Origin of the sequence: Pseudooceanicola pacificus, assembly GCF_009789075.1 — a bacterium.
GTDB lineage: Bacteria > Pseudomonadota > Alphaproteobacteria > Rhodobacterales > Rhodobacteraceae > Pseudooceanicola > Pseudooceanicola pacificus.
Map to the genome: position 1 here is coordinate 488063 of NZ_WNXQ01000001.1, position 23094 is coordinate 511156.

24 protein-coding genes are annotated in these 23094 nt (G+C 67.4%); 5 read left to right on the top strand and 19 right to left on the bottom strand.

Annotation, left to right across the window (positions count from 1 at the left end; all coding sequences use genetic code 11):
- Positions 1-77: 77 nt before the first annotated feature.
- From GLS40_RS02275 to GLS40_RS02330, 12 genes are all read right to left on the bottom strand, one after another.
- Entirely contained in the window at positions 78-1595 is a 1518-nt protein-coding gene (locus tag GLS40_RS02275; RefSeq protein WP_160380973.1) for an ABC transporter ATP-binding protein, read from the bottom strand.
- Positions 1596-1755: 160 nt separating this feature from the next.
- Positions 1756-2742, bottom strand: a complete 987-nt coding sequence (locus GLS40_RS02280) for a BMP family protein (protein WP_160380974.1) — start codon at positions 2740-2742, stop codon at positions 1756-1758.
- A 20-nt stretch (positions 2743-2762) separates the two neighbouring features.
- The gene (locus GLS40_RS02285; protein WP_160380975.1) at positions 2763-4052 is read right to left on the bottom strand and encodes an amidohydrolase family protein; all 1290 of its coding nucleotides are present in this window, start codon (positions 4050-4052) and stop codon (positions 2763-2765) included.
- A gap of 224 nt (positions 4053-4276) precedes the next feature.
- Positions 4277-5068 (bottom strand): creatininase family protein, encoded by a 792-nt coding sequence (locus tag GLS40_RS02290; protein WP_160380976.1) that lies wholly within the window; start codon positions 5066-5068, stop codon positions 4277-4279.
- Entirely contained in the window at positions 5068-5982 is a 915-nt protein-coding gene (locus GLS40_RS02295) for an isopenicillin N synthase family dioxygenase (RefSeq protein WP_160380977.1), read from the bottom strand. Before GLS40_RS02295 ends, GLS40_RS02290 begins: the two co-directional genes overlap by 1 nt.
- Positions 5979-6614, bottom strand: coding sequence for an NAD(P)H-dependent oxidoreductase (locus GLS40_RS02300; RefSeq protein WP_160380978.1), 636 nt, complete (start codon positions 6612-6614; stop codon positions 5979-5981). Before GLS40_RS02300 ends, GLS40_RS02295 begins: the two co-directional genes overlap by 4 nt.
- Positions 6614-7201: an NAD(P)H-dependent oxidoreductase gene (locus GLS40_RS02305; protein WP_160380979.1), complete on the bottom strand. Its 588-nt coding sequence runs from the start codon at positions 7199-7201 to the stop codon at positions 6614-6616. The genes GLS40_RS02300 and GLS40_RS02305 overlap by 1 nt, the downstream gene beginning before the upstream one ends.
- Positions 7198-8610: an FAD-binding oxidoreductase gene (locus tag GLS40_RS02310; protein ID WP_160380980.1), complete on the bottom strand. Its 1413-nt coding sequence runs from the start codon at positions 8608-8610 to the stop codon at positions 7198-7200. The genes GLS40_RS02305 and GLS40_RS02310 overlap by 4 nt, the downstream gene beginning before the upstream one ends.
- Before the next feature lie 2 nt (positions 8611-8612).
- On the bottom strand, positions 8613-9872 hold the full coding sequence (locus GLS40_RS02315) for a cytosine deaminase (protein ID WP_160380981.1): 1260 nt from the start codon (positions 9870-9872) through the stop codon (positions 8613-8615).
- Complete coding sequence (locus GLS40_RS02320) at positions 9872-10747, bottom strand: ABC transporter permease (protein WP_160380982.1); 876 nt, start codon at positions 10745-10747, stop codon at positions 9872-9874. The genes GLS40_RS02315 and GLS40_RS02320 overlap by 1 nt, the downstream gene beginning before the upstream one ends.
- Positions 10744-11547 (bottom strand): ABC transporter ATP-binding protein, encoded by an 804-nt coding sequence (locus GLS40_RS02325; RefSeq protein WP_235905742.1) that lies wholly within the window; start codon positions 11545-11547, stop codon positions 10744-10746. The genes GLS40_RS02320 and GLS40_RS02325 overlap by 4 nt, the downstream gene beginning before the upstream one ends.
- Positions 11548-11600: 53 nt before the next feature.
- Positions 11601-12605: an ABC transporter substrate-binding protein gene (locus GLS40_RS02330; RefSeq protein ID WP_160380983.1), complete on the bottom strand. Its 1005-nt coding sequence runs from the start codon at positions 12603-12605 to the stop codon at positions 11601-11603.
- A gap of 248 nt (positions 12606-12853) precedes the next feature.
- Between GLS40_RS02330 and GLS40_RS02335 the strand changes: the two genes are divergently transcribed.
- Positions 12854-13243: a RidA family protein gene (locus tag GLS40_RS02335; RefSeq protein ID WP_160380984.1), complete on the top strand. Its 390-nt coding sequence runs from the start codon at positions 12854-12856 to the stop codon at positions 13241-13243.
- A 67-nt stretch (positions 13244-13310) separates the two neighbouring features.
- Here the strand turns inward: GLS40_RS02335 and GLS40_RS02340 are convergent, their stop codons facing one another.
- Positions 13311-14186: a glucokinase gene (locus GLS40_RS02340; protein ID WP_160380985.1), complete on the bottom strand. Its 876-nt coding sequence runs from the start codon at positions 14184-14186 to the stop codon at positions 13311-13313.
- Positions 14187-14406: 220 nt separating this feature from the next.
- Between GLS40_RS02340 and GLS40_RS02345 the strand changes: the two genes are divergently transcribed.
- From GLS40_RS02345 to GLS40_RS02355, 3 genes are read left to right on the top strand one after another with little or no spacing between them, the layout of a single operon-like run.
- Positions 14407-15735 carry a 3-hydroxyacyl-CoA dehydrogenase gene (locus GLS40_RS02345; protein WP_235905743.1) on the top strand — a complete coding sequence of 443 codons (1329 nt, stop codon included), beginning with the start codon at positions 14407-14409 and terminating at the stop codon, positions 15733-15735.
- A 3-nt stretch (positions 15736-15738) separates the two neighbouring features.
- Positions 15739-16512, top strand: coding sequence for an enoyl-CoA hydratase-related protein (locus tag GLS40_RS02350; RefSeq protein ID WP_160380986.1), 774 nt, complete (start codon positions 15739-15741; stop codon positions 16510-16512).
- A 39-nt stretch (positions 16513-16551) separates the two neighbouring features.
- Entirely contained in the window at positions 16552-17322 is a 771-nt protein-coding gene (locus GLS40_RS02355; protein WP_160380987.1) for a VOC family protein, read from the top strand.
- A gap of 6 nt (positions 17323-17328) precedes the next feature.
- Here GLS40_RS02355 and GLS40_RS02360 read toward each other — a convergent pair whose 3' ends face one another.
- Positions 17329-18294 (bottom strand): DUF808 domain-containing protein, encoded by a 966-nt coding sequence (locus GLS40_RS02360; protein WP_160380988.1) that lies wholly within the window; start codon positions 18292-18294, stop codon positions 17329-17331.
- A 220-nt stretch (positions 18295-18514) separates the two neighbouring features.
- Here GLS40_RS02360 and GLS40_RS02365 point away from each other — a divergent pair, with 220 nt between their 5' ends.
- The gene (locus GLS40_RS02365; protein ID WP_160380989.1) at positions 18515-19324 is read left to right on the top strand and encodes a MaoC family dehydratase; all 810 of its coding nucleotides are present in this window, start codon (positions 18515-18517) and stop codon (positions 19322-19324) included.
- Between the two features lie 87 nt (positions 19325-19411).
- Here the strand turns inward: GLS40_RS02365 and GLS40_RS02370 are convergent, their stop codons facing one another.
- The 5 genes from GLS40_RS02370 to GLS40_RS02390 are packed head-to-tail and all read right to left on the bottom strand — an operon-like array spanning position 19412 to position 23067.
- Complete coding sequence (locus GLS40_RS02370; RefSeq protein WP_160380990.1) at positions 19412-19822, bottom strand: Rieske (2Fe-2S) protein; 411 nt, start codon at positions 19820-19822, stop codon at positions 19412-19414.
- The gene (locus GLS40_RS02375) at positions 19815-20933 is read right to left on the bottom strand and encodes an amidohydrolase family protein (RefSeq protein ID WP_160380991.1); all 1119 of its coding nucleotides are present in this window, start codon (positions 20931-20933) and stop codon (positions 19815-19817) included. Before GLS40_RS02375 ends, GLS40_RS02370 begins: the two co-directional genes overlap by 8 nt.
- Complete coding sequence (locus GLS40_RS02380; protein WP_160380992.1) at positions 20930-22027, bottom strand: amidohydrolase family protein; 1098 nt, start codon at positions 22025-22027, stop codon at positions 20930-20932. Before GLS40_RS02380 ends, GLS40_RS02375 begins: the two co-directional genes overlap by 4 nt.
- Before the next feature lie 51 nt (positions 22028-22078).
- On the bottom strand, positions 22079-22408 hold the full coding sequence (locus GLS40_RS02385) for a non-heme iron oxygenase ferredoxin subunit (RefSeq protein WP_202075780.1): 330 nt from the start codon (positions 22406-22408) through the stop codon (positions 22079-22081).
- Between the two features lie 17 nt (positions 22409-22425).
- Positions 22426-23067 (bottom strand): TetR/AcrR family transcriptional regulator, encoded by a 642-nt coding sequence (locus GLS40_RS02390; protein ID WP_160380993.1) that lies wholly within the window; start codon positions 23065-23067, stop codon positions 22426-22428.
- Between the last annotated feature and the right edge of the window lie 27 nt (positions 23068-23094).

Genomic DNA, 23094 nt, shown 5'->3' on the forward strand with positions numbered 1-23094 from the left:
CGCTGCGGGGTCCCGGCCGCGCGCCGGGACCTCTGGCCGCAAGCGTTTCGTCCCGATCGGCCGAAAGTCGCGTCGGTTCAGGCCGCATCCAGACCCTCCCATTCCCCGGCCATCATCAGGCCCAGGCGCTGCGCTTCCAGACCGTCGGTCGCGACGGGGGGCGAGAGGCGGCCCTTGACGATGGCGCGGACGCGGTCGCTCAGGGCGAGGGCCTCGTCCAGATCCTCGGTGATCAGCAGCACGGCGCAGCCCTTGGCGCGGGCGTCCAGGATCTCGCGGTGCACCGCGGCGATGGCGCCCTCGTCCAGACCGCGGGTCGGCTGGGCGGCGATCAGCACCTTCGGCGTGTCGGCGAGGTTCCGACCAAAGATGAGTTTCTGCATGTTGCCGCCCGAGAGCAGGCGGGTTTCCGTTTCCGGCCCGCCGCCGCGTATGTCGAAGCGGCGGATGATCCCGGCGCAGAAGGCCTTTGCCGCGCCCGAGCGGACGAGGCCGAGGGTCGAAAAGCGCGGATCGGCGATGCGCTCCAGCACCGCGTTCTGCCAGAGCGGGAAGCTGCCGACCGCGCCTTCGGCATTGCGGTCCTCGGGGATGCGGGCGACGCCCAGGGCGATCAGCTCTCCGGGGGTGGCGGCGCCGGCATCACGGGCCTGCAGGCTCAGCCGGCCGCGGGCGGGGGCGGCGAGGCCCGAGAGCAGGCGGCCCAGCGTCGACTGGCCGTTGCCCGAGACGCCGATGATGCCCAGCACCTCGCCCGCATGCAGGGTGAAATCCACCCCTTCGAGCCGGAGCGCGCCGCCTTCGACCACGTCGATGCCGCGCGCCTCGATCACCGGGGCGCCGGCGGGGCGGGCCTGGCGCTGCGGGCGTTCGACGCGGCGGCCGACCATCAGTTCGGCCAGTTCCTCCTTGCTGGTCTCGGCTGTGCGGCGTTCGGCGGCGACGCGGCCGCCGCGCAGGATGACGACGCGGTCGGAGGCCGACATGACCTCGTGCAGCTTGTGCGAGATGAAGATGATCGACAGCCCCTCGGCGGCCATGCCGCGCAGGGTGGCGAAGAGGCGTTCGGCCTCGGGGCGGGTCAGCACGCCGGAGGGTTCGTCGAGGATCAGGATTGAGGCGTCGTTGTAGAGCGCCTTGAGGATCTCGACCCGCTGGCGTTCCCCGACCGAGAGGTCCGAGACCATCGCCTCGGTGTCGGCGGCGAGGCCGAAGCGTTCCGAGAGGGCGGCGAGTTTCGCCCGCGCGGCGGCCCGGGCGGAGCGGGGGCGCCAGAGGGATTCGGTGCCGCAGATGACGTTTTCGAGGACCGAGAGATTGGGGGCGAGGGTGAAGTGCTGGTGCACCATGCCGACGCCCGCCGCGATGGCATGGCGCGGCCGGCCGAGCGGCAGGGGCCTGCCGTTCACCGTCACGCTGCCCGCATCGGGGGTGTAATGTCCGAAGAGGATGTTCATCAGGGTGGTCTTGCCCGCGCCGTTCTCGCCAAGCAGCGCCAGGAGCTCGCCCCTGGCGAGGCGGATCGAGATGTCGTCATTGGCCAGCGTCTCGCCGAAGCGCTTGGTGATATTGGCGAGGTGAAGGACATCGGTCATGCGGGGCGCCTTTTGGGCGGGGTCTGATCCAGCGGAGCGCGGGCTGGCGCCCGCGCACACGATGCTTTTGGTCAGGGGGCTCTGCCCCCGTCGCGTGCTGCGCCCGCGACTCCCCCGGCATATTTCCGGCAAGAGGAAGCCCGGGGTGCGGGTCTTGCCCTCAGGTGGGTTCGCTGAAGTCGATGGGTACTTCGAGATCGCCTGCCTTGATCGCGGCGCGCGCATCCTCCATCGGGCCGATCGCCTCGGCCGGGACCATGCTTGCGGTATAGGCGATGTCGTTGCCGCCTTCCTTCATCAGGCAGTAGGGCGTGTAGTTGCGACCGTTGGGGCCGCCCGCCAGCTTGTCGGCCACCGCCGCGTCGAGCAGCGGGCGGAAGTACCACATGGCATTGGCGAAGACCGTGTCGGGGTAGCGCGGGGTGTAGTCGATGAGCGAGCCGATGGCCTTGATCCCGGCCTCTTTCGCCGCATCCGCCGTGCCGATGCGTTCGCCGAAGAGGATGTCGGCCCCGGCGTCGACCTGGGCGAGACCGGCTTCGCGCGCCTTGGGCGGGTCGAAGAAGGTGCCGATGAAGCCGATCAGGTGTTCGGCATCGTCGCGCACGGAATCGACGCCGGCGCGGAAGCCGTTGATCAGCATGTTGACCTCGGGGATCGGGATCGCGCCGACGGCGCCGAACTTGCCGCTTTCGGACATATGGGCGGCGAGCATGCCGGCGAGATAGGCGCCTTCGTGGTTCCAGGTGCCGAAGGTGCCGAAATTCTCGCCCGAGGGTTCGCCCGAGGAGCCCATGAGGAAGGCGACGTCGGGATAGTCGGCCGCCGCTTCGCGGGCCTCGGATTCCACGGGGTAGACCTCGCCCACGATGAGTTGCGCGCCGTCCTCGGCATATTCGCGGATGGCGCGGATGTAATCGGTCCCCGCGACGCCTTCGGAGAAGACATATTCGATGGAGCCGTCGGCGGCGGCCTCCACCATCGCCCCGTGCAGGCGCGAGTTCCAGGCGTTTTCGACCGGGGAGCCGTGGATGCCGGCGACCTTGATCCTGGCCTGGCCGATCACCGGCGGCGCGGCGAGCAGCAGGCCCGTGGCGGCGGAGCCCTGGAGGAAGGTGCGGCGTGTGGCCGTCCAGCGTCTGGTCATGTGGTGTCCCTCTCTGTTGGTCATGTTCTGGGTGCGTAATCGGCCGGGTTGACCGTTCCGGGCCGCGATTGAAGGAAGAGCGAGGCGGCCGCCGGCGGGGCCGAGGCGATGACCCGCCCCCGGCGCACCACATGCAGGCGGGTGGCGCGCAGGCGGATCGCCTCGACGGGATCGCGGGCATCGAGGATGACGAGGTCGCCGTTGCAGCCGGGATCGAGGCCATAGCCCTGCAGGCCGATGGCCCTGGCCGCGTTGACGGTGACGGTGTCGAAGGCGGCGCGCATGCCCTCGGGCGAGGTCATCTGCGCGACATGCAGGCCCATCGAGGCGACTTCGAGCATGTCGCCGGAGCCGAGCGGGTACCAGGGGTCCATCACGCAGTCATGGCCGAAGGCGACGGTGAGGCCGGCCGCCATCATCTCGGGCACGCGGGTCTGGCCGCGGCGCTTGGGATAGGTGTCGTGGCGGCCCTGCAGGGTGATGTTGATCAGCGGGTTCGCGATCGCTGCGATCTGCGCCTCGGCCATCAGGGGCAGCAGTTTCGAGACGTAGTAATTGTCCATCGAATGCATCGAGGTCAGGTGCGATCCGGCGACGCGGCCCTGCAACCCGTGGCGTATGGTTTCGCGGGCCAGCGTCTCGACATGGCGGGACATCGGGTCGTCGCTTTCGTCGCAATGCAGATCGACGGGCAGGCCCCGCTCGGCGGCGATGCGGCAGAGCGCGGCGACGGACTCGGCGCCCTCGGACATGGTGCGTTCGAAATGCGGGATGCCGCCGACCACGTCGAGACCCATGTCGAGCGCACGGGTCATCAGCCCGATCGCACCGGGCGCGCGCAGGTAGCCGTCCTGCGGAAAGGCGACAAGCTGCAGGTCGATATAGTCCTTCACCTGCTCGCGCACGGCGATCATGGCCTCGGCTGTGCGCAGCTGCGGGTCGGAGGTGTCGACATGGCTGCGGATCGCCAGCAGCCCGCGCGACACGGCAAGGTCGCAGTAGCGCAGCGCCCGTTCGATCATGCCGTCGACGGTGAGCATGGTGTCCTTGAGCTCGCCCCAGAGGGCGATCCCCTCCAGCAGGGTGCCGGATTGGTTGAGCCGGGGCATGCCGAGCGAGAGCGTGGCGTCGAGGTGGAAATGCGCATCGACAAAGGGCGGCGAGACAAGGCGGCCGCCGGCGTCGAGCTCGGTCGCGGCAGCGGCGGGGATGGCGGGGGCGACATCGGCGATGCGGCCAGCGGCGATGGCGATGTCCATCCCCCTGCGGCCATCCGGCAGCGTGGCATTCCTGACGATGAGATCGGTCATCTGTCCCTCGCTTTCCCTGCGCCAGTCTGCCACCGCCGGGCGGGGCCGCGCTATGGGGCGTTGCCTTCGGTCACGAACAGCATGGCGGATTCTTGACCGGTCGATCAAGAATGTAGCATGGGGCGCGGGCCTGGGGCCGGTCTTTTCAACCTGCGGTCATTCGGGCGGGCGAGGTGCCCGCCGCGCCGGTTGAGGCCCCGGGCGCACCGCCGGGTGGCCCGCGCTCAGAGCGGCGGCATTGTGGGGGCGAAGGGCGGCAGGGGCCAGTCGCGGACCTTGCGCAGCAGATCGACCATCCCGGCCACGGCATGGTCGCAGGTGGCGCGGCCCTTCTCCGCGGTGGCGAGGTGCGCCTCGCCCACCGTGCCCTTGGGGTTCAGGTCGGACGAGACCCAGCCGAAGGAGATCCCGCCGGTCGGCAGGATCGGCGTTGACTCGGCGGTGGATCGGAAATCCTCGGCCTGGGACATGTCCACCAGTTCGGGGCGGAAATGCAGCATCAGCGAGGTTTCGAAATCGCCGCCGTGGATGCCATAGGTGCCTTCCTGCTGCGAATACATCCCCTCGGGGCGGCCAAAGCTGCCCCACTGGCATTTCACCGCCAGCATCCCGGCGCGCACCCGCAGTTCGCGCGACAGGATCGACACCAGGTCGAGGTTGCCGCCATGCGAGTTCACGATCACCACCTTGCGCAGACCGGCGCGGGCGATCGACAGGCCGACCTCGGTCCAGGCCGACAGGACGGTCTGGGCCGACAGGGTCAGCGTGCCCCTGGCGTGGATGTGCTCGTTGGATTTTCCGATGCTCTGGATCGGCAGGATCAGGATGTTCAGATCGTCCGGGCAGGCCGCGCGCAGGGCGTCGAGCATGCCGGCGTTGATCATCGTGTCCACGCCTACCGGCAGGTGCGGCCCGTGCTGTTCCACGGCGGCGGTCGGCAGGATGGCAATGGTCGTTTCCGGGTCCATCGCGGCGAATTCGGTTGTCCGGTACTCGGACCAGTCGAGGCGGCGCATCAGGCTTCCTTTGGCGTGTAGGTCGCGTCGAGGCGCGAGCGCAGGTAATCGGCGCCGGTGATGGCGGGGTACTTGGCCGCCCCGGTGCCGGGCAGGGCCGAAACGACGCTGTCGGGGTTCGGATCCATGAAGAAGGCGATGGAGCGGCGGGGCCGCGCGGGCGGCAGCACCCGGTGCGGGGTCGAAACGTAGATGTCGTTGGACCAGCGCATCAGGCAGTCGCCGATATTGACCACATAGGCACCCGGCACGTGGGGCACGTCGGTCCAGTCGCCGCCGCGCGGCTTGACCTGCAACCCGGCCACGCCATCGGTCATCAGCAGGGTGACAGAACCGTAGTCGGTATGCGCCCCGGCGCCGATCCCCCCGGTGCTGGCGGGGTAGGACAGGATGCGCAGGGTGGCCATCGGTTCGGTGAAATGCGGGGCGAAAAAGCCGGGCTTCAGGCCCAGGTCGGCCTCGAAGGCCTTGTGCAGGGCGCGGCCCAGGTTCAGCACGGCGTCGTAATAGCTTAGCATCGTTTCGCGAAAGCCGGGGACATCGGGCCAGACGTTTACGCCGCGGAACATCTCGGCCGCCTGCACGCGGGGGTCCTCCGCCGTCAGGTCGTAGCCGACGTTGAACGCCTCCTTGCGGTCCATCACGCCGCTCTTCTCGTCCAGCGCCTCGGACCCTTCGGCGGCCCAGCCCCGGTTGTGGGGATTGGCGCGGATGTCGAGCGGCGCCTTCTCGGCCTGGGGCAGTGCAAAGAAGGCATCGCCCATCTCGAAGACCTCGGCCACCAGGTGATCGGGCACGCCGTGGCCGTCGAGCAGGAAGAACCCGGTTTCGCGGCAGGCCCGGCCCAGGTCGGCGACAAAACCCTCGGCGTCGGTGCCCCCGGCAAAGCGCTGCCAGTCGAGGATGGGGATCATGCGGTGCTCTCTTTCAGGCGCGGTTTCGGGGCAGGTGCGGCGGCCAGCCGGTCGACCGACCGGGCGACCTGATCCAGGTGGCGGGCGCGGCTTTCGGGGGTCGAACTGTCCATCAGGTAATGCGCGGCGAATGCGGTGCGCGCCCGCGGCGCAAGCAGCAGCCGTACGCCGCGCGTCAGGGTCCGCCGCCCGGGCGCGCCGATCCACATCGTCAGCCAGCGCGAGGCGCCGCAGGTGGTGAAGACCCCCAGCCGGGTGATGTGCTGCAGCCCCGGCCTGATCGACTCGCCCGCCGCCCTGGGCATGACAAAAGCCACATCGGGCAACAGGACCCGGTCCAGCCAGCCCTTGAGCATCGCGGGCAGCCCGTACCACCATGTCGGGTAGACGAAGATCAGCGTGTCGCACCAGTCGAGATCGCTGCATTCGGCTTCGACCGGGGCGCGGTTGTCGGGGCAGGTCTCGTATCCCGCGTGTTCGTCGCCGGTCATCACCGGGGCGAACCCGTCGGCATAGAGGTCGTGCAGCCGGATTTCGGCGCCTGCCGCCTTCAGCCGCGCCGTGACCACGTCGCGCACCGCAGCGGTGAAGCTTTCGGGCCGGGGGTGGCAATAGACGACGAGGGCGCGCATCAGAATGTCTCCATCTCGCGGCGCACGCGGTCCAGGTGCGCCTTCAGCTTTGGCTCGGTGTTGTTGTTCATGTCGTAGAGCGCAATGTAACGCATCTTGTCGGGACGGCAGACATGCCACAGGGCGCGGGTGACGCATTTGCGCGGCGGATCGCCCACCAGGATCGCGCGGGACCGCCGCCCGCCATAGGTGGTGCAGGCGGCCAGCTTGCGGATATGCCTGAGCCCCGGTTCGACCTGCCCCGCCTCTGACAGCTTGAAGCTGACGCCGGGCAGGAAGACCCGGTCGAGGAACCCCTTGAGGATCGCCGGATAGCCGAAGTTCCAGACCGGGAAGACCATCACCAGCGCCTCGGCCGCGCGCAGGCGTTCGACATAGTCCTTCACCGGCTCGATATTCGCGGGCTGCTCGTGATAGCCGCGCCGCTCCAGCTCGGTCAGGACGGGCAGGAAGCCCTCGGCGTTCAGGTCGCAGTCGTCGACCTCCCAGCCCCGGGCGGTGAGCGTGTCGACCACGGTGCGATGCACCGCGGCGTTGAAGCTTTCGGGCACGGGATGAGCGAAGAGAATCATCGCCCGTGTGGTCATTCCGCCGCCTCGGGCTTGGGCAGCATCCCCTTGTAGGCGTAGATCTTCGCGTAGTCGAAATCGGGTTCATCCCAGGTGATCATCTTGCCGGGATTCAGCAGGCCCTTGGGATCGGCCTCGCGCTTGAAGTCGAGCTGCCGCTGATCGGCGGACTGGCGGCCGCCTTCCTCCAGCGTGTAGCGGTGCGGGTTGAAGATCATGCAGCCCATCTCTTCGTGGATCTTCACGATCTCTTCCAGCCGCTCGGGGGTCGAGAATTTCACCAGCGGCAGGCCGGCGAAACAGATCCTGCCGCTTTCCTTCAGCACCTCCAGGTGTTGCAGCACCTCGGCCCCGAATTCGGCCCGGACCTTTTCGACCAGTTCGATATGGTCCGGGAACCTGTAGCGGACCTGAAGGTAGGTGATCGAGGGATCGAACTTGAGCGCACGCAGCGTGGTGTGGTTCCAGCCGTGTTCGAACACCGGGCCGGGCGAGCGGTCCCATTGCAGATCGTCGGAGCGGTAGATGATCCGCGCGTTGGGCCAGCGGGCGCTGAAGGTCTGGAACCCGTCGAGGGATTGCGGCGCGACCATGATGCCGACCAGCGTGTCCGCCTCGGTCACATGCGCCTTGACCCGCTGGAAATACGCTTTGGCCATCGGCGCCTCGTAGACCGAGATCAGCTTGACCAGGATGCCGGGGTTGTTGGCCAGCCCGTCGGAATATTCCATCGCCTCGCGGAAATCCTCGAAGGCGACAAAGGTGTCGATCCAGTCATAGGCGGGGGCCAGCGGCATCTCGACTTCGGTGATGATGCCGTTGGTGCCGTAGGCGTGGCTGACGCGGTGCAGTTCCTCGCCCCGGAAGTCGAGCACGCGCGGCTCTGCCTCCATCGTCACCACGCGCAGGCGGATGATGTTGCCCAGATCGCGCAAGGCGCCCCAGGTGACCGAACCGACCCCGCCGGACCCGCCGGCGATAAAGCCGCCGATCGAGGCCGTGGCCCAGGTCGAGGGGTGCATCCGCAACTCCTGCCCGGACTCGGCCCTGGTCTGCGCATCGAGGTCCTTGATGATGATCCCCGGCTCGGCGATCACACGGCCGGGGTGGATTTCCTTGACCCGGTTCATGTTCTTCAGGTGCATCAGGCAGCCGCCCGACAGCGGCATCGCCTGGCCGTAATTGCCCGTCCCCGCGCCTCGGCAGGTGACCGGCACGTCATGGGCATAGCAGACCTTCAGGATCTCGATCACCTCGGCCTCGGACTTCGGGTTCACGACGAATTCGGCCTCCAGGTGGTCCAGCCGCTCCTTGAGGATGGGCGAGTACCAGAAGAAATCCCGCGACTTCGAGCGGATGGCGGCGGGCGCCTCGTCCATCTCGATATGGCTCAGGGCGGCTTTGGCGGCGGCGGCATTTGGTGTCATGGTCAGCTCATCAGGTGATCGAGTTCGGAATAATCCGGCAGGGTGCGGTCGATGGGCACGCCGTCGCGGATCACGATGCGGTCGGATTGCGGGCGGGCAAAGAACTCGGTCCAGCTGCGCGCCTTGAACAGGGTCAGATCGGCGGACGACCCGGGCGCGAGCGAGGGCGCGTCAAAGCCGCAGGCATGGGCCGGGTTCACGGTGAAGGCTTTGACCCAGTCGCTGCCGGTGTGATCCAGGTGGCCGATCCGCGTCGCCTCGCGCATCACTTCGACCATGTCCAGATCGCCATAGGCATAGAACGGGTCGCGGGTGTTGTCGCTGGCAAAGCTGACGTTGATGCCCGCCGCCTTCATCTCGTGCACCATGGTGATGCCGCGCCAGCGGGGGGTGCGGTTGGCGGAGCGGTCCTGCAGGTAGAGGTTGCACATCGGCAGGCTGACGACGTTCAGCCCGGCGCTGGCCACCGTGTCGATGATCGCGGCGGCGCGGTCGGCCTCCATCATCGAGATCGAGCAGCAATGCCCCACCGTCACCGGACGGTCCCAGCCGATCTCCAGCACGGTTTCGGCCACGCTCATCAGGGTGTCGGAGGCGGTATCATGCGTCTCGTCCACATGGAAATCCACGTCCAGCCGGTGTTGGGCGGCGTAGTGGAAGAAATCCAGCAGCCGTTCCTTAAGGTCGGGCACGGGGTAGAGCACGGCGCCCAGCACCCCGCCGCTTTCGGCCACGATGTCGGCGATGCCGGCAAAGTCGCCCGTCCGGTCGACCCGGTCGATGGCCACGAGGCACGAACCCTGCAGATCGACCTTGCCCGCCCATCTGTCCCGCATCTCGCGGAACACCGGGAAGGAGATCCCGGCCTGCGGCGGCAGGCTGTCGATATGGGTGCGCACGGCCCTGGTCCCGTGGGCATAGGCGCAGCGCAGGGCGAAATCCATCCGGGCGGCCACGTCGGCGGCGCTCCAGTTCGCCACGCGATCCGCGCCCACTGTCTGCAGCGCGCCCATGAAGGTGCCGTCGGGGTTGGGCGAACGCGCCCAGATATGCCCCTTGTCCAGATGCGTGTGCATGTCGACGAAAGACGGCAGGCAGATCGCCCCGCCCATGTCGACATGCTGACCTTCGCCTTCGGTGATGCGCCCGCCGTCGATGGTCAGGCTGGTGGTCTTCAGGTCGCCCTCTTCGCCGATCAGGCAGGCCGGAACCTTGATGTTATCCAGAGTCAGTGCGCCGCTGGGCAGAACGCGAAACCCCATCAACTCTCCCGTTTCAGTGCACTTTCGTGCCATTTCCTCAGCAGCAGGTGGCTCAGCAGCGAAGCCAGTGTAAAGATCACCACCCCCGTCACGGCAATCAGGATCAGCGCGGCGAACATGCGCGGTATGTTCAGCCGGTAACCGGCTTCGAGGATGCGGAACGCCAGCCCCGACCCGATGCCGCCGGTGCCCGCCACATATTCCGCCACCACCGCGCCGATCAGCGACAGGCCCCCGGCGATCCGCAGGCCGCCCAGGAAATAGGGCAGCGCGGTCGGCAGCTGCAGATAGCGCAGCCGCTGCCAGCGGGTCGCGCCGTAGATCTTGTAAAGGTCGCGCAGGTTGTGGTCGGTCGAGTTCAGGCCCAGCGTGGTGTTCGACAGGATCGGAAAGAAGGCCACGATCCAGGCGCAAAGCAGCAGCCCCGCCAGCCGGTTGTCGACATAGATGAAGATCAGCGGTGCGATGGACACCACCGGCGTGACCTGCAGGATCACCGCGAAGGGATAGAACGACATCTCGACAAAACGGCTCTGCGTGAACAGCACCGCCAAGCCGACACCGCCGATCACAGCAACCGACAGGGCCATCATGGTGATCTTGAGCGTGACCCAGAGCGCATCCGACAGGATCGGCCAGTCCTTGATCAGCGTTTCCAGCACCAGCCCGGGGCCGGGCAGGATGTAATGCGGGATCTGGTTCCAGACCACGACCCGGTCCCAGGCGAACAGTGCCAGGAACAGGACGATGGCGGGCAGGGTCCACTTGCCGATCTGCTCCCACATCTCGCGGCGGGCGCGGCGGGCCTCTTCCTCGTCCACCACCTGTTCGGCCTGTTGCCGGGCAGCGGATTGCGACAGTTCAGAGGCGGTCATGCGGGCACCTGGCCATGTTCGTTCATCGCGTTGTGCAGCGCCTCGGAGGTCTCGCGGCAGAGCGCCGCATATTCCGGCGAGGTGCGGAAATCCTCGCCCCGGGGATAGGGGGCGTTGACCGTCAGCTCGGCGCTGACACGGCCCGGACGCGCGGCCATCACCACGATGCGGTCCGACAGGAAGACCGACTCGAACACCGAATGGGTGACGAAGATCACCGTGCATTTCAGCTTGTCGCGCAGTTCCAGCAGGTCGTTGTTCAGCTTGTGGCGGGTGATCTCGTCCAGCGCAGCAAAGGGTTCGTCCATCAGGATCAGGCGCGGCCCGGTGACCAGCGCGCGGGCGATGGAGACCCGCATCTTCATCCCGCCCGACAGTTCGCGCGGGTAGGATTTGCCGAATTTCTCAAGCCCGACGAGGCGCAGCGCCTCCAGAACCTCGTCCTTGACGGAATTGTAGCTTTTCCCGCGCAGCCGAAACGGCAGCCAGACATTCTGCGCCACGGTTGCCCAGGGCATCAGGGTCGGTTCCTGGAACACCACGCCCAGGTCGCCGGTGGTCTGCCCGCCTTCCCAGAGGATCCGCCCCGTCGTCGGGCGCATCAGCCCCGCGATCAGCCGCAGGGCGGTGGACTTGCCGCAGCCCGACGGGCCGAGGAGCGAGATGAAATCGCCCTGGTTCACCTGCAGGTTCATGTCGCGCAGCGCCACGACGTTGCCGTTGAACACCTTGTCGATGGCGCTCATCTCAAGCAGCTTGTCGCGGCTGCCCATCGGGGGGATCGGTGCAATTCCAGTCATGGGTCGTCCGGGATCAGGGGCGCCCGCAAGGCGGGGCGCCCCGGTCCGCGATCTTACTTCTTCAGGTCCATGCCGACCCCGGCATTCACGAATTCGGAGGTGAAGGCGGTGGAATAATCCAGCCCGGCCTCGATCACGCCCGCATCGACCATCTTGTCGTAGAAGTCGGTGACCTTCGCCTCGGTCAGGGCGCCGATGCCCAGCGTCTCGGCATCGCCGCTGTCGACGATCCCTTCGGACAGCATCTTTTCGATCGCATAGTCGATCTTGTCCTGCGACATGTCGGGGTTGTCGGCGATGATCATCGCATTCGCGGCCGAGTTGTCGCCGTAAAGGTAGTTGTACCAGCCCTTGATCGTCCCATCGACGAAGCATTTCACCTGTTCGGGCTTGTTCGCGATGGTGTCGGCCATGGTTTCGACCGTGGTGGCATAGGTCGAATAGCCCGCATCCGCGATCAGGAAGACATCGGGGGTGAACCCGCCTTCTTTCTCGATCACGTAGGGTTCCGAGGACAGGTAGCCCTGCATGCCCTTGTCCTCGTCCGCGATGAAGGGCGCCGGGTTGAAGGTATAGGGCTCGCGCTGTTCGGCGGTGAAGCCATAGGCCGCGATCATCCACTGGTAAAACGAGGCAAAGCCGTTGTCGCCGATCAGCAGGGTCAGGTTCTTGAGATCCTCGAAGGTCTCGGCCTTGCCGGGGTGGGCCAGGATCACCTGCGGGTGCTTCTGGAAGACCGCGGCCACCGCGACGACCGGGATGCCCTCCTTGGCGGCGTTGAAGGCCTGCAGCAGGTCGCCGCCCATGTGATAGTCGATCTTGCCGGCCAGCATCAGGGCGCGGTTGTTCACCTGCGGCCCGCCGGGCAGGATGCTGACGTCCAGCCCGCATTCCGCATAGGTCCCGTCGGCCACCGACTGGTAAAAGCCGCCATGTTCGGCCTGGGCCAGCCAGTTGGTGCCAAAGACGACTTTGGGCATGTCAGAGTGGCTGGCGGCCTGGGCCGCAGTGGAAAGAGCGGCAAGCGTGATGGCCGCGACGGCGCGTTTGACAGTCATTCATCCCTCCAAGGTGACGTTTCACCCGACACGTTATCTGCCGCGAAACGCAGCGGCAGGGGGTCCGGCCCGGTTCACCCGGACAAGCCCTGCGGATGATGAAACTCATAGCGGGAAATTGATCAATTGGGCAAAAAACTGGCAAGTTTCCCGGCAATGCCCGCTGTTTTGGGCATTTTGCGCTGTCCCCTGCCCGCGAAAAAGGCAGTTGTGAGCAGACGGAACTGATTCCCAAGGCGGAGACACCCATGCCCGACAAGCTGAACCCGCAGGGTATCGCGGCCCCGTTCGGCGCCTACAGCCACGGCATCGCCGCCGGCCCGGTAGAGCGGATCGTCGTGACCTCGGGCCAGCTGGGGCTGGCGGCCGACGGGTCGCTGGCGCCCGATGCAGCGGGCCAGGCGCGCCAGTGTTTTGCCAATATCACCGCGATCCTGGCCGAGGCCGGGATGACCGCCGCCGATGTCCTGCGCATCAACGCCTTTGTCACGCGGCGCGAGGATTTCCCGGCCTACATGGCCGAGCGTGACCGCTGGCTGGAGGGGGTGGAGCCCAGGCCCGCCTCGACCCTGGTGATCGTGACCGGCTTCACCCGGCCGGAGTTCCTGGTCGAGGTCGAGGCGACCGCCGCCCGCTAGGCCGCGCCACGTTGCGTCCGCTCGCCCGTGAGGCAAATGGCCAGCCCGTCCGAAACGCCCCCGCGGATCAGTCCGCGATGTCGAGCCGGGCACAGCCCAGCAGCGCGGCGGCGTCGTCCAGCATCACGCTGACCGGCGCGACCTCGGCCCCCGCCAGCGGCAGGGGGCGGTCATAGGCGCCAGCAAAGTCCTCTGCCGCCACGTCCAGCACGCTGCGCGCCACGCTGCCTGCGAAATAGATGCCCGAGGTCGGCATGAAGGCCATCATCATGTCGCGCGCCAGGGCCGCCATCAGTTCGGCATAGAGGGTGCGGAATGCGCCCTCCCCGCCGTCGAAACGGTCCAGCAGCGCGGCGAAGCCCCGGCCGGAAAAGCAGTCCTCGATGCTGCGCATCGCCGGGACCGGGCCACCCATCCGCTGCGAGAGCAGATCGGAAATGCCCAGAGGCAGGCCGATATGGCCGATGTCGGTGCGGGGGCAGACGGTGGCCGCGCCGGTCTGCACCACGAGGCTGACGTTGAATCCGGTTCCGATCCCCATCACCAGCGACTGCTGGCGCGGGCCCTCGGCGCCCTCCTTCACCACGACCAGCCGTTGCCCTTCGAGCGCCAGCCCCGGCACGGCATAGCCCAGGGCCGACAGGTCGTTCAGCAGCTCGACCCGCGCGCCAAAGGTTGCGGCCAGTGATGCGGCGTCGAAGGTCCAGTTCCAGTTGGTCAGCCGAGCGGTGCGGCCCCGGATCGGACCGGCCACCGCCGCCACCATTTCGGCGATCTCGGGGTTGCCCTGCGCGGCCAGGTAATCCTGCGCGGCGGCCTCGAAGGTCGGGTGAGCCCGGTTCGGCCCGCTGCGGATCGTCTCGCTGATCGGCCGCCCGTCACGGGCCAGGGCAAAACGGCAGTTGGTGCCGCCGACATCGGCCACCAGTCGCAGGTCTGTCACGTCGCACTCTCCGGCATTTTCCGGTGGAATTGACACTTTCAGGGGTCAGGCGCAAGGCCGGGAATCGCCATTGCAGAGCCTGTGCGCCCCGCCGTATCCGCCCGTCCGCTTCACGCCTGTGCCGAATCCCGGGTCGCGGCGGCAATGGGCTTGCACTGCCCGACGCGGCAAGGCAGGTTTCCGGCGACGATTGCCGAACGGCAGGTAGGGAGGATTGCACATGACCGAGATGACAGTACCGACAAAGGACGAGGTGTCCGCCTATGTGGGCCAGGCCGGCAAGCTGGCCTGGGAGATCCCCGGCCTGCCCGAGGGCCTGCAGCTGCGCCCCATCGGCAAGGTCGGGATCATCGGCGCGGGCACCATGGGCGGCGGGATCGCGATGAATTTTGCCACCGCGGGCTACCCGGTGACCATCGTCGAGACCAAGCAGGAGGCGCTGGAGCGTGGCCTGGGCGTGGTGCGCAAGAACTATCAGCGCAGCGCCGACAAGGGCCGGTTCCCGCAGGACGAGGTCGAGGCGCGGATGGGCCGCCTGACCGGCACGCTGGATTTCTCGGACCTGGCCGACTGCGACCTGGTGATCGAGGCGGTGTTCGAGAACATGGACATCAAGAAGGAAATCTTTGCCAACCTCGACAAGACGGTGAAACAGGGCGCGATCCTGGCCACCAACACCTCGGGGCTGAATATCGACGAGATCGCCGCCGCCACCGCGCGCCCGCAGGACGTGATCGGGCTGCACTTCTTTTCGCCCGCCAACGTGATGAAGCTGCTGGAGATCGTGCGCGCGGACGAGACGGCGGATGACGTTGTCGCCACCTCGATGGACGTGGCGAAAAAGATCAACAAGATCGCCGCGCTGGTCGGCGTCTGCCCCGGCTTTGTCGGCAACCGCATCCTGCGCCAGCGCCAGATGCAGGCGAACAAGCTGCTCTATGCTGGGGTGATGCCCTGGGATATCGACGCCGCGATCAACCAATTCGGGTTCCGCATGGGGCCGTACCAGATGTCGGATCTTGCCGGGTTGGATATCGGTTGGTCCAAGGGCGCGACCACCGCGAACCCGATCCGCGACGCCCTGTGCGAGATGGACCGCCGCGGGCAGAAGACCGGCGCGGGCTATTACGACTACGATGCCGAGCGCAACCGCCAGCCCTCGCCCGTGACCGAGAAGGTCATCCGCGAGGTCACCGGCGCCGAGCCCAGCACCATGACCCGCGACGAGATCATCGAGACCTGCATCTTCCCGATGATCAACGAGGCGGTGAAGCTGCTGGAAGAGAACAAGGCGCAGCGGGCCTCGGACATCGATGTGATCTGGCTGAACGGTTATGGCTGGCCCACCGACAAGGGCGGTCCGATGTTCTTTGGCGACATGGTCGGCCCCAAGGCCGTGCTGGAGCGGATGGAGAAGCTGGGCGCCGAGGATCCGGCATTCTCGCCCGCCGAGACGTTGAGAAAGCTGGCGGCCGAAGGCGGCAAGTTCACGGAACTGGATCTGGGCGGGCTCAAGACCGCCGGGACCGAAAAGCGCAAGGCGGGCTGAGAGATGGGTGAATTCGTAACCTCCGAACGCAAGGGCAATATCCTCGTCGTCACGATGAACCGGCCCGAGGTCTACAACGCCATGCATGCGCCGATGCACCACGAGATGTCGGCGCTGTGGGATGACTTCGCCGCCGATCCCGACCTGTGGGTCGCGGTGCTGACCGGCGCGGGCGACAAGGCGTTCAGCGCGGGCAACGACCTGAAATACACCGCGCAGGGCGGCAAGGGTACGGCGCCTGCGACCGGGTTTGCCGGGCTGTCCATGCGGTTCGACCTGGAAAAGCCGATCATCGCTGCGGTCAACGGCTTTGCCATGGGCGGCGGGTTCGAAACCGCGCTGTCCTGCGACATCATCCTGGCGGCGGACACGGCGAAATTCGCCCTGCCCGAGGTCAAGGTGGGCCTGTTCGCCGCCGCTTCGGGCGTGCAGCGGCTGAGCCGTCAGATCGGGCGCAAGCCCGCGGTCGAGATGATGCTGACCGGCCGCCACGTCCTGGCTGACGAAGGGTATCGCCTCGGCTTCGTCAACGAGGTGCTGCCGGCGGACAAGCTGATGGACCGCGCGATGGAGATGGCGGGCGATATCGCCTCGGTCTCGCCCTCCTCGGTCAAGGCGACCAAGCGGGTGCTGAACGCGATGGACGACCTGGAGAACCTGCGGTCGAGCCTGCTCTACAGCCGCCAGGTGATGAGCGAGCTGCGCACCACCGAGGACTTCAAGGAAGGCGTCACCGCCTTTGTCGAGAAGCGCAAGCCGGAGTGGAAGAACCGCTGACGTCACGGCGTCGGCGGTGCGGAGGGGAGGCCGCACCACATGGCCATACATCTCAGGCAGATATGCCTTGTCGCCGGGGACCTGTCCTCGGCGATCGACCCGCTGTGCGAAGTGTTCGACACGCCGGTCTGCTACGAGGATCCGGCGGTGGCCAAATACGGGCTGGAAAACGCCCTGCTGGGCATGGGCACGCAATTCCTGGAGGTCGTGGCCCCCACGCAGGGGGGCACCGCCGCTGGCCGCTATCTGCAGCGGCGCGGCGGCGATGGCGGGTACATGGTGATCTGCCAGGTGCCGACCCGGCAGGAACAGGTCGCCGTGCGGGACAATGCCACCGCAAACGGCGTGCGGGTGGCGCATGAATCCGACCGGGGCAACTGGTATCTGCTGCAGCTGCATCCCGGGGATATGGGCGCCTCGTTCCTGTCGGTGGAATGGGACGACCAGGAAGACGTGAGCGGCAACTGGGAACCGGCGGGCGGCATGGCCTGGGCCGACCGGGTGCCGGACGGCCCCGTGACGGCGATCACCGGGGCCGAGTTGCAGGCCGACGACCCGCAGGCGCTGGCCGAGCGATGGGGCAAGGTCGCCGGGTTGCCGGTGGTCGAGGTCGCGGGCGCGCCGCAGATCGCGCTGGCCAATGCCGCGCTGCGCTTCGTCCCGGCGACGGACGGGCGCGGGCCGGGGCTGTCGGCGGTCACGCTGACCTGCAGCGACCGGGACGGGGTCCTGAAACGGGCCGACCGGATGGGCCTGCGCACCGGGGATACGCAGCTTGTGATCTGCGGCACCCGGTTCGACCTGGGCTGAACGCCCTCAGGCCGCGCGGGAGAAGAGCGCGGCCACCGGCGACAGCACATAGGTCGCCACCGGGATCAGCAGAAGTCCGACCGCCAGCCCGATGATGCCGTCCAGCGTGGCTGTCACGATCCATTCCGCCGTGGCGTGCAGCGAGGCTGGCACCAGCCCGGCCAGGGCGACAGCGATGTTGTGGATCGTCTCGTAGGGCAGATGCACGCCCAGCGTATGCAGCCCGTGGATCAGGATCGACCCGCCCACCCAGATCATCGCGGCGGTGCCGACCACTATCAGCAGCTTCATGAAGCCCGGCATCCCGCGCACGATCCCGCGCCCCAGGCGGCGGGTCAGCGACAGGCGGCCATGCTGCGCCATCGCCAGCCCGGCATCGTCTGCCTTCACGATCAGCGCCACGGCGCCATAGACCACGACAGTGATCAGCAGGCCCGCGATGGCCAGCGCCAGTCCCTCGACCCAGACGCTCTGCCCCTGGGGCAGGGCCGACAGGACGATGGTCATGATCTCGGCCGAGAGGATGAAATCGGTCTTGATCGCGCCTTTGACCTTCTGCTCCTCAAGATGCGCGGCATCGCCCTTCTTGGCGGCAAGCTCGTCGGAATGCGACGGGCCGGGGGTGATGGCGTGCCAGATCTTTTCGGCCCCCTCGAAACACAGATAGGCCCCGCCCAGCATCAGCAACGGCGCGATGGCCCAGGGGGCGAAGTTCGACAGCAACAGCGCAACCGGCAGCAGGATGACGATCTTGTTGAAGATCGAGCCCTTGGCGATCTTCCAGACGATGGGCACCTCGCGGTCGGCCGAAAAGCCGTGGACGTATTTCGGCGATACGGCGGCGTCGTCGATCACCGCGCCTGCCGCCTTGGACGAGGCCTTGACCGCCTGCCCCACGGCATCGTCGATCGTGGCCGAGGCGATCTTGACGATGGCCGCCACGTCGTCGAGGAGGGCAATCAGTCCGCTCATGTCTGTCCCGGGCTCCCTGCGCTTGCAAACGGGTGTGACCATAGTGCGGCGCGAGGGCCGGACCAACCGTATCTGGTCCTTGTCCCTCCGATTGGAACCCCCCGTGCGGAATTTACCGCATCCGCAGGCGCGCCCGGTACGTGAATTCAGCACCCGCCGCATTGACCGGGCCGGACGCGCGCCGCCACGCTGGGCAGGCCCTGGACAAAAGGATCGGGACATGGCCGTTGCCGCGCAGGACTTCGTCGCCCCCTTTGCCGGGATGGAATTCGCCCCGCGCCGCTTTCGCCTGAACGCGGCGGATGAGGCGCGGATGATGCGGGTCTGCGGCAGCGATCCGGCGCTGTTTGACCATTGCATCGACCCGGCGGCACTGATCCCCCATGCGATCCGCGAAAGCGTGCTGAACGGGCTGAACGCCAACGGCATGGTCAACATGCTGCAGCGGATCGAGATGCAGGCCCCCCTGCGCCTGGACGAAGAGATCACCGTGACCGGCCGCGTGACCGAGGTGATCGAAACCGCGCGCGGCCCGGTCAACACGACCGAGACCTTCTACCACGGGCAGGACGGGCGGCCCGGCTTTGCCCTGCGCCGCGTCGCGCTGATGACCGACCCGGACCGCAAGGCCGACCCGTCGCTGCGTGGCGCGGGCGAACGGCCCGCCCCGGTGGTGCCCGACCCGGCGGCGCTGCGCCAGGTGGGCCGTGTCACCCTGACGCCCGCGGATGTGAAGACCTATTGCCTGGACACCGGCAACCTGATCCATGTCGACCCGGTGGTCGCCGCCAATGCCGGGTATCGCGCGCCCCTGATCGGCGGGTCGCACGGGGTCCGCTACATGACCGCCGCGATCTGGCGCGAAGGGGCGCCGCGCTCCATCGTGCTGGACATACGGTTCCGCAGGCCGATCTTCTGGGACGAGGGGTTCGACGTGCGGGTGGCCGACGGCGATCCCCGCTGGTCCGCCATCTGCCTGGCGCGCGGGCCCAAGGTTCTGGCCGAGATCGCGATTTCCGGCTGGGCCTGACCCGGTGCGGCGGCCCCGCATCCCCGGCGCGGAAACGGAGCGCTGTCGCGGCGCCCGCCGACCGTGTCCACCTGCACCCCGCCCGGTCTAGATCTCGACCACGACATAGCGCCCGTCGCGTCTGACCTCGAAGGTTTCGAGGTTGCCGACGCTTTCCGCCTCGGCCCCGCTGACCACCGACACCGGATGCTGGCGCGAGCGAAAGGCGGCGGGGCGGGCGCGGCTCTGCCCCGTGCGGATGTCGAATTCCCAGCCATGCCAGGGGCAGCGCAGGATCTCGCCCTCGCGGCTCATCGTCACCTCGCCCGGCCGCTCGGCCTCCACCAGCGAGATCAGCTGCCCCTCGCAGAGCGATCCGCCCATGTGGGGGCAGCGGTTGGACATGGCAAACCACTCCTCGCCCAGGCGAAAGACGACGATGGGCCGGCCCTTGACCTGGACCAGTTTGCGGTCGGTCTTGTCGAACTCCTCGACGCTGGCCACGACATGCCTAGCCATCGGACAGCCCGTAGGCGCTAAAGGCATTGTCGCGGAAGAAGTTGTCGCGCTGCGCACGCGTCAGCTTCACCGGCAGGACCTGCTGCGGATCGTCGAAATCCCAATGCGGATAATCCGAGGCATAGAGCACCCGGTCCCAGCCGATCCAGTCGATGGCGTCGACTAGGTGCTGGCGGGTGTCCGGTTCCTCGATGGGCTGCGAGGTCAGCCAGATGCACTCGCGGATATAGTCGGACGGGGGGCGTTTCACCGCCGTCAACTCGCCACGGTTCTTGCGCCAGATCGCATCCAGCCGCCAGGCCAGCGCGGGCAGCCAGGCGATCCCGGCCTCGACGATCACCAGGCGGAAACCGGGGATCCGCTCGAACACACCTTCGAAAACCATCGAGGTGATGAGGGCCTGACAGCTCTGCGAATGCGCCATCATGTCCTCCATGTAATAGGACGGCCAGCCGCCCCCGGTGACCGGCGTGCCGCCATAGCCGAAGGCATGGACGCCGACGGGCAGACCGGCGGCGGCGGCGGCCTCGTAGATTGGCCAGTACATGCGGTTTCCCATCGGCTCGGGCGTGCGCGAGAGCATGGACACCTGCACGAAATCGTCCTTGCCCGCGTGGCGCTCGATCTCGCGCACGGCGGCGCCGGCATCCTGATAGGCGGTCAGGATGGACCCCTTCAACCGCGGCTCCTGCGAGGTCCATTCCGCGATCTGCCAGTCGTTCATCGCGCTGCAGATGGCGATGGCCAGGTCGATGTTCAGGATCTGCTGGCCCACGCGCAGGGGGATCATCACCCCCAGTTCGACGTTATGCGGGTCAAGGTGCTGCTGGCGCATGAAGGCCAGGTCGCTGCCCGGCCCCCCGCCCCCGGGCGGAAAGCTGTCGCGGCGCGAGGCACGGGGCTGGCCCTTGGGATATTGCGTGCCGCCCATGAAGCCGACGCGCTGCACCATGCCGTAGCTTTCGATGTAGCGTTGCCATCTGGTTTCGAGAAAGGGATAGACCTCTTTCTCGAAATCCCTGGGGCTGGGGTGGATGTCGCAATCGGCGATGCCGGTGCGGACCTTGGCGCCCCCGGCGTCCTGCGCCTGCGGATTGGTTTCGATGTTCATGACATGACCTCGCTCAGCCGGGCGTAGGTGGCGCGCGGCGTGTCGATCATCATCCGCCGCGCCTGCGTGGCGGATATACCGTCGGGCACCGCATGGTTTCCGTCGAACTGCCAGTGCGGGTAGTCGGTGGAAAACAGCAGCAGGTCCTCGCAGCCGACATGTTCCATCAGGCGCTGCAGGTCGGCGGCGGTCGGCGGTGCGTCGACGGGCTGCAACGTGAACCGGACGTTCGACGCGATGATCTCGGCGGGCCGCCGGTCGACCCAGGGCACCTCCATCCGCAGGCCGTGCCAGTACTTGTCCAGCCGCCACAGATAGCCGGGCAGCCAGGTGAAGCCCGACTCGGCCAGCACCACCTTGAGGTCCGGGCAGACGCTGAAAACGCCCTCGCAGATCAGGCTGGTCAGCGCGGTCTGAAAGGCGGTCGCGTTGGCCGCGTAATCCTGCGCGTGGAACGAGGGCCAGCCCAGCCCCGTCGGCCCGTGGCGGTACATCGACCCGGCGTGCAGGGTGACGGGCAGGCCGTGCCGTTCCGCCGCCTTGTAGATCGGCCAGTAATAGCGCTTGCCCGCCGGCATCTCGCCCATCACCAGCATCATGACCTGCACGAAACGGGGATCGCCGGCCCAGCGGTCGATTTCCTCGACCGCCATCTCGGGGTTCTGCATCGGCACGACGATGGAGGACCGCAGGCGCGGGTCGCGGTCCAGCCAGTCCCGCGCGGTAAATGTGTTGAGCCCGGTCGCATAGCGCGCCGCCATGTCCTCGGACATCAGCACCTGCAGGCCGTAGAGCGGATTCAGGATCGCGGTGCCCACGCCCAGCCCATCGAACAGATCGCGCTGCATCCGGGCCAGCGCGGGCCCGGCGCCGGGTTCGCCGCGCCAGTCCTCGCGCACTGTCATCGGGGCATTTGGCGGGTAGGAGACCGAGGTCAGCGGCCCGATGCCGCGCTGCGTGATCGACTCGCGCAGGAACGGATCCAGATGTGGCAGCAGTTCGGCGGTGGTCGGCGGTTCGGGGTGGACGTCGCAATCCACCGTGCCGACAAGAATGGCGGCTGCGGGTGCCTCGGCTTCGCTCAGTGCTTCCATGGGCTCCTCTCCCCCGGTCACGCCTGTGACATGTGGTGGCCCGTCAGGCCATCATGACAGATCCACCCACACCTGTCCCCCCTCGACCCGCACCGGATAGACCTTCAGGTCGCACTCCGCCGGATCGCAGAGCGCCTTGCCGGTGACGACGTCGAACTGCCCGCCATGCAACGGGCATTCGATCACGTTGTCCTCCAGGAAGCCCTCGCTCAGCAGGGCATAGGCATGGGTGCAGACATTGTCGGTGACATGGATCGCCCCGGCGACGTTGAAGGCCGCCAGTTGCAGATCGCCGATGTCGATCCCCCGCACCGCGCCCTCGGGCAATTCGCCGGCCGGCATCAGCACAGCCCATGCGGTGCCGTCCTGTTCCTCGGTCATCGCCCGATCCCCTTCTGTCAGTTCAGCGGCAGCTGCGCGCCCAGCCCCCGCAGGGCGATGTCAGAATAGGTCAGCGCCACCTGCTGTGCCAAAAGATCGCCCCCGGGCTTCAGCCAGCGCGGAATGTCGTTGACCGAGGATAACAGCAGCCGGGCCACCAGGACGGGATCGGCCCGCTCCAGCGCGCCCTGGTCCATCGCCTCCGAGATCAGATCGCGCAACAGATGCTCGAACCGGTCCCGCAGGGCGGTGATCCTCTGGCGCCGTTCGGCATCCTCCAGCGACTGAAAGCTCTGCTTGGTCACCAGCCAGATGTCGCGGTCGGTGTCCATGCGGGTGGAATGCGCGCGGATGTAGCAGCGGATGCGCTCGACCGGGTCGTCGGTCTGCTCCACCGCCTCGGTCACGACGGATATCAGGCCGGTCATCCGCTCGGCCACGACATGTTCGTAGAGCGCTTCCTTGTCCGAGAAGTGGTAGTAGAGCGCCGGTTTGGTCAGCCCCGCCGCCGCGGCAATGTCACGGATCGAGGTGCCCGCGAACCCGTTGCGGGCGAACAGGCCCGAGGCGACCGTCGCGATCTGGTCACGACGCGCCGAACCCGTTCCCTTGCGCCCCGCTGTCTGCGGGCGCTTGGCGGATGGCCTTGCCGATTTCATGACGGTCGGCTCCTCGCTGACTGTCGG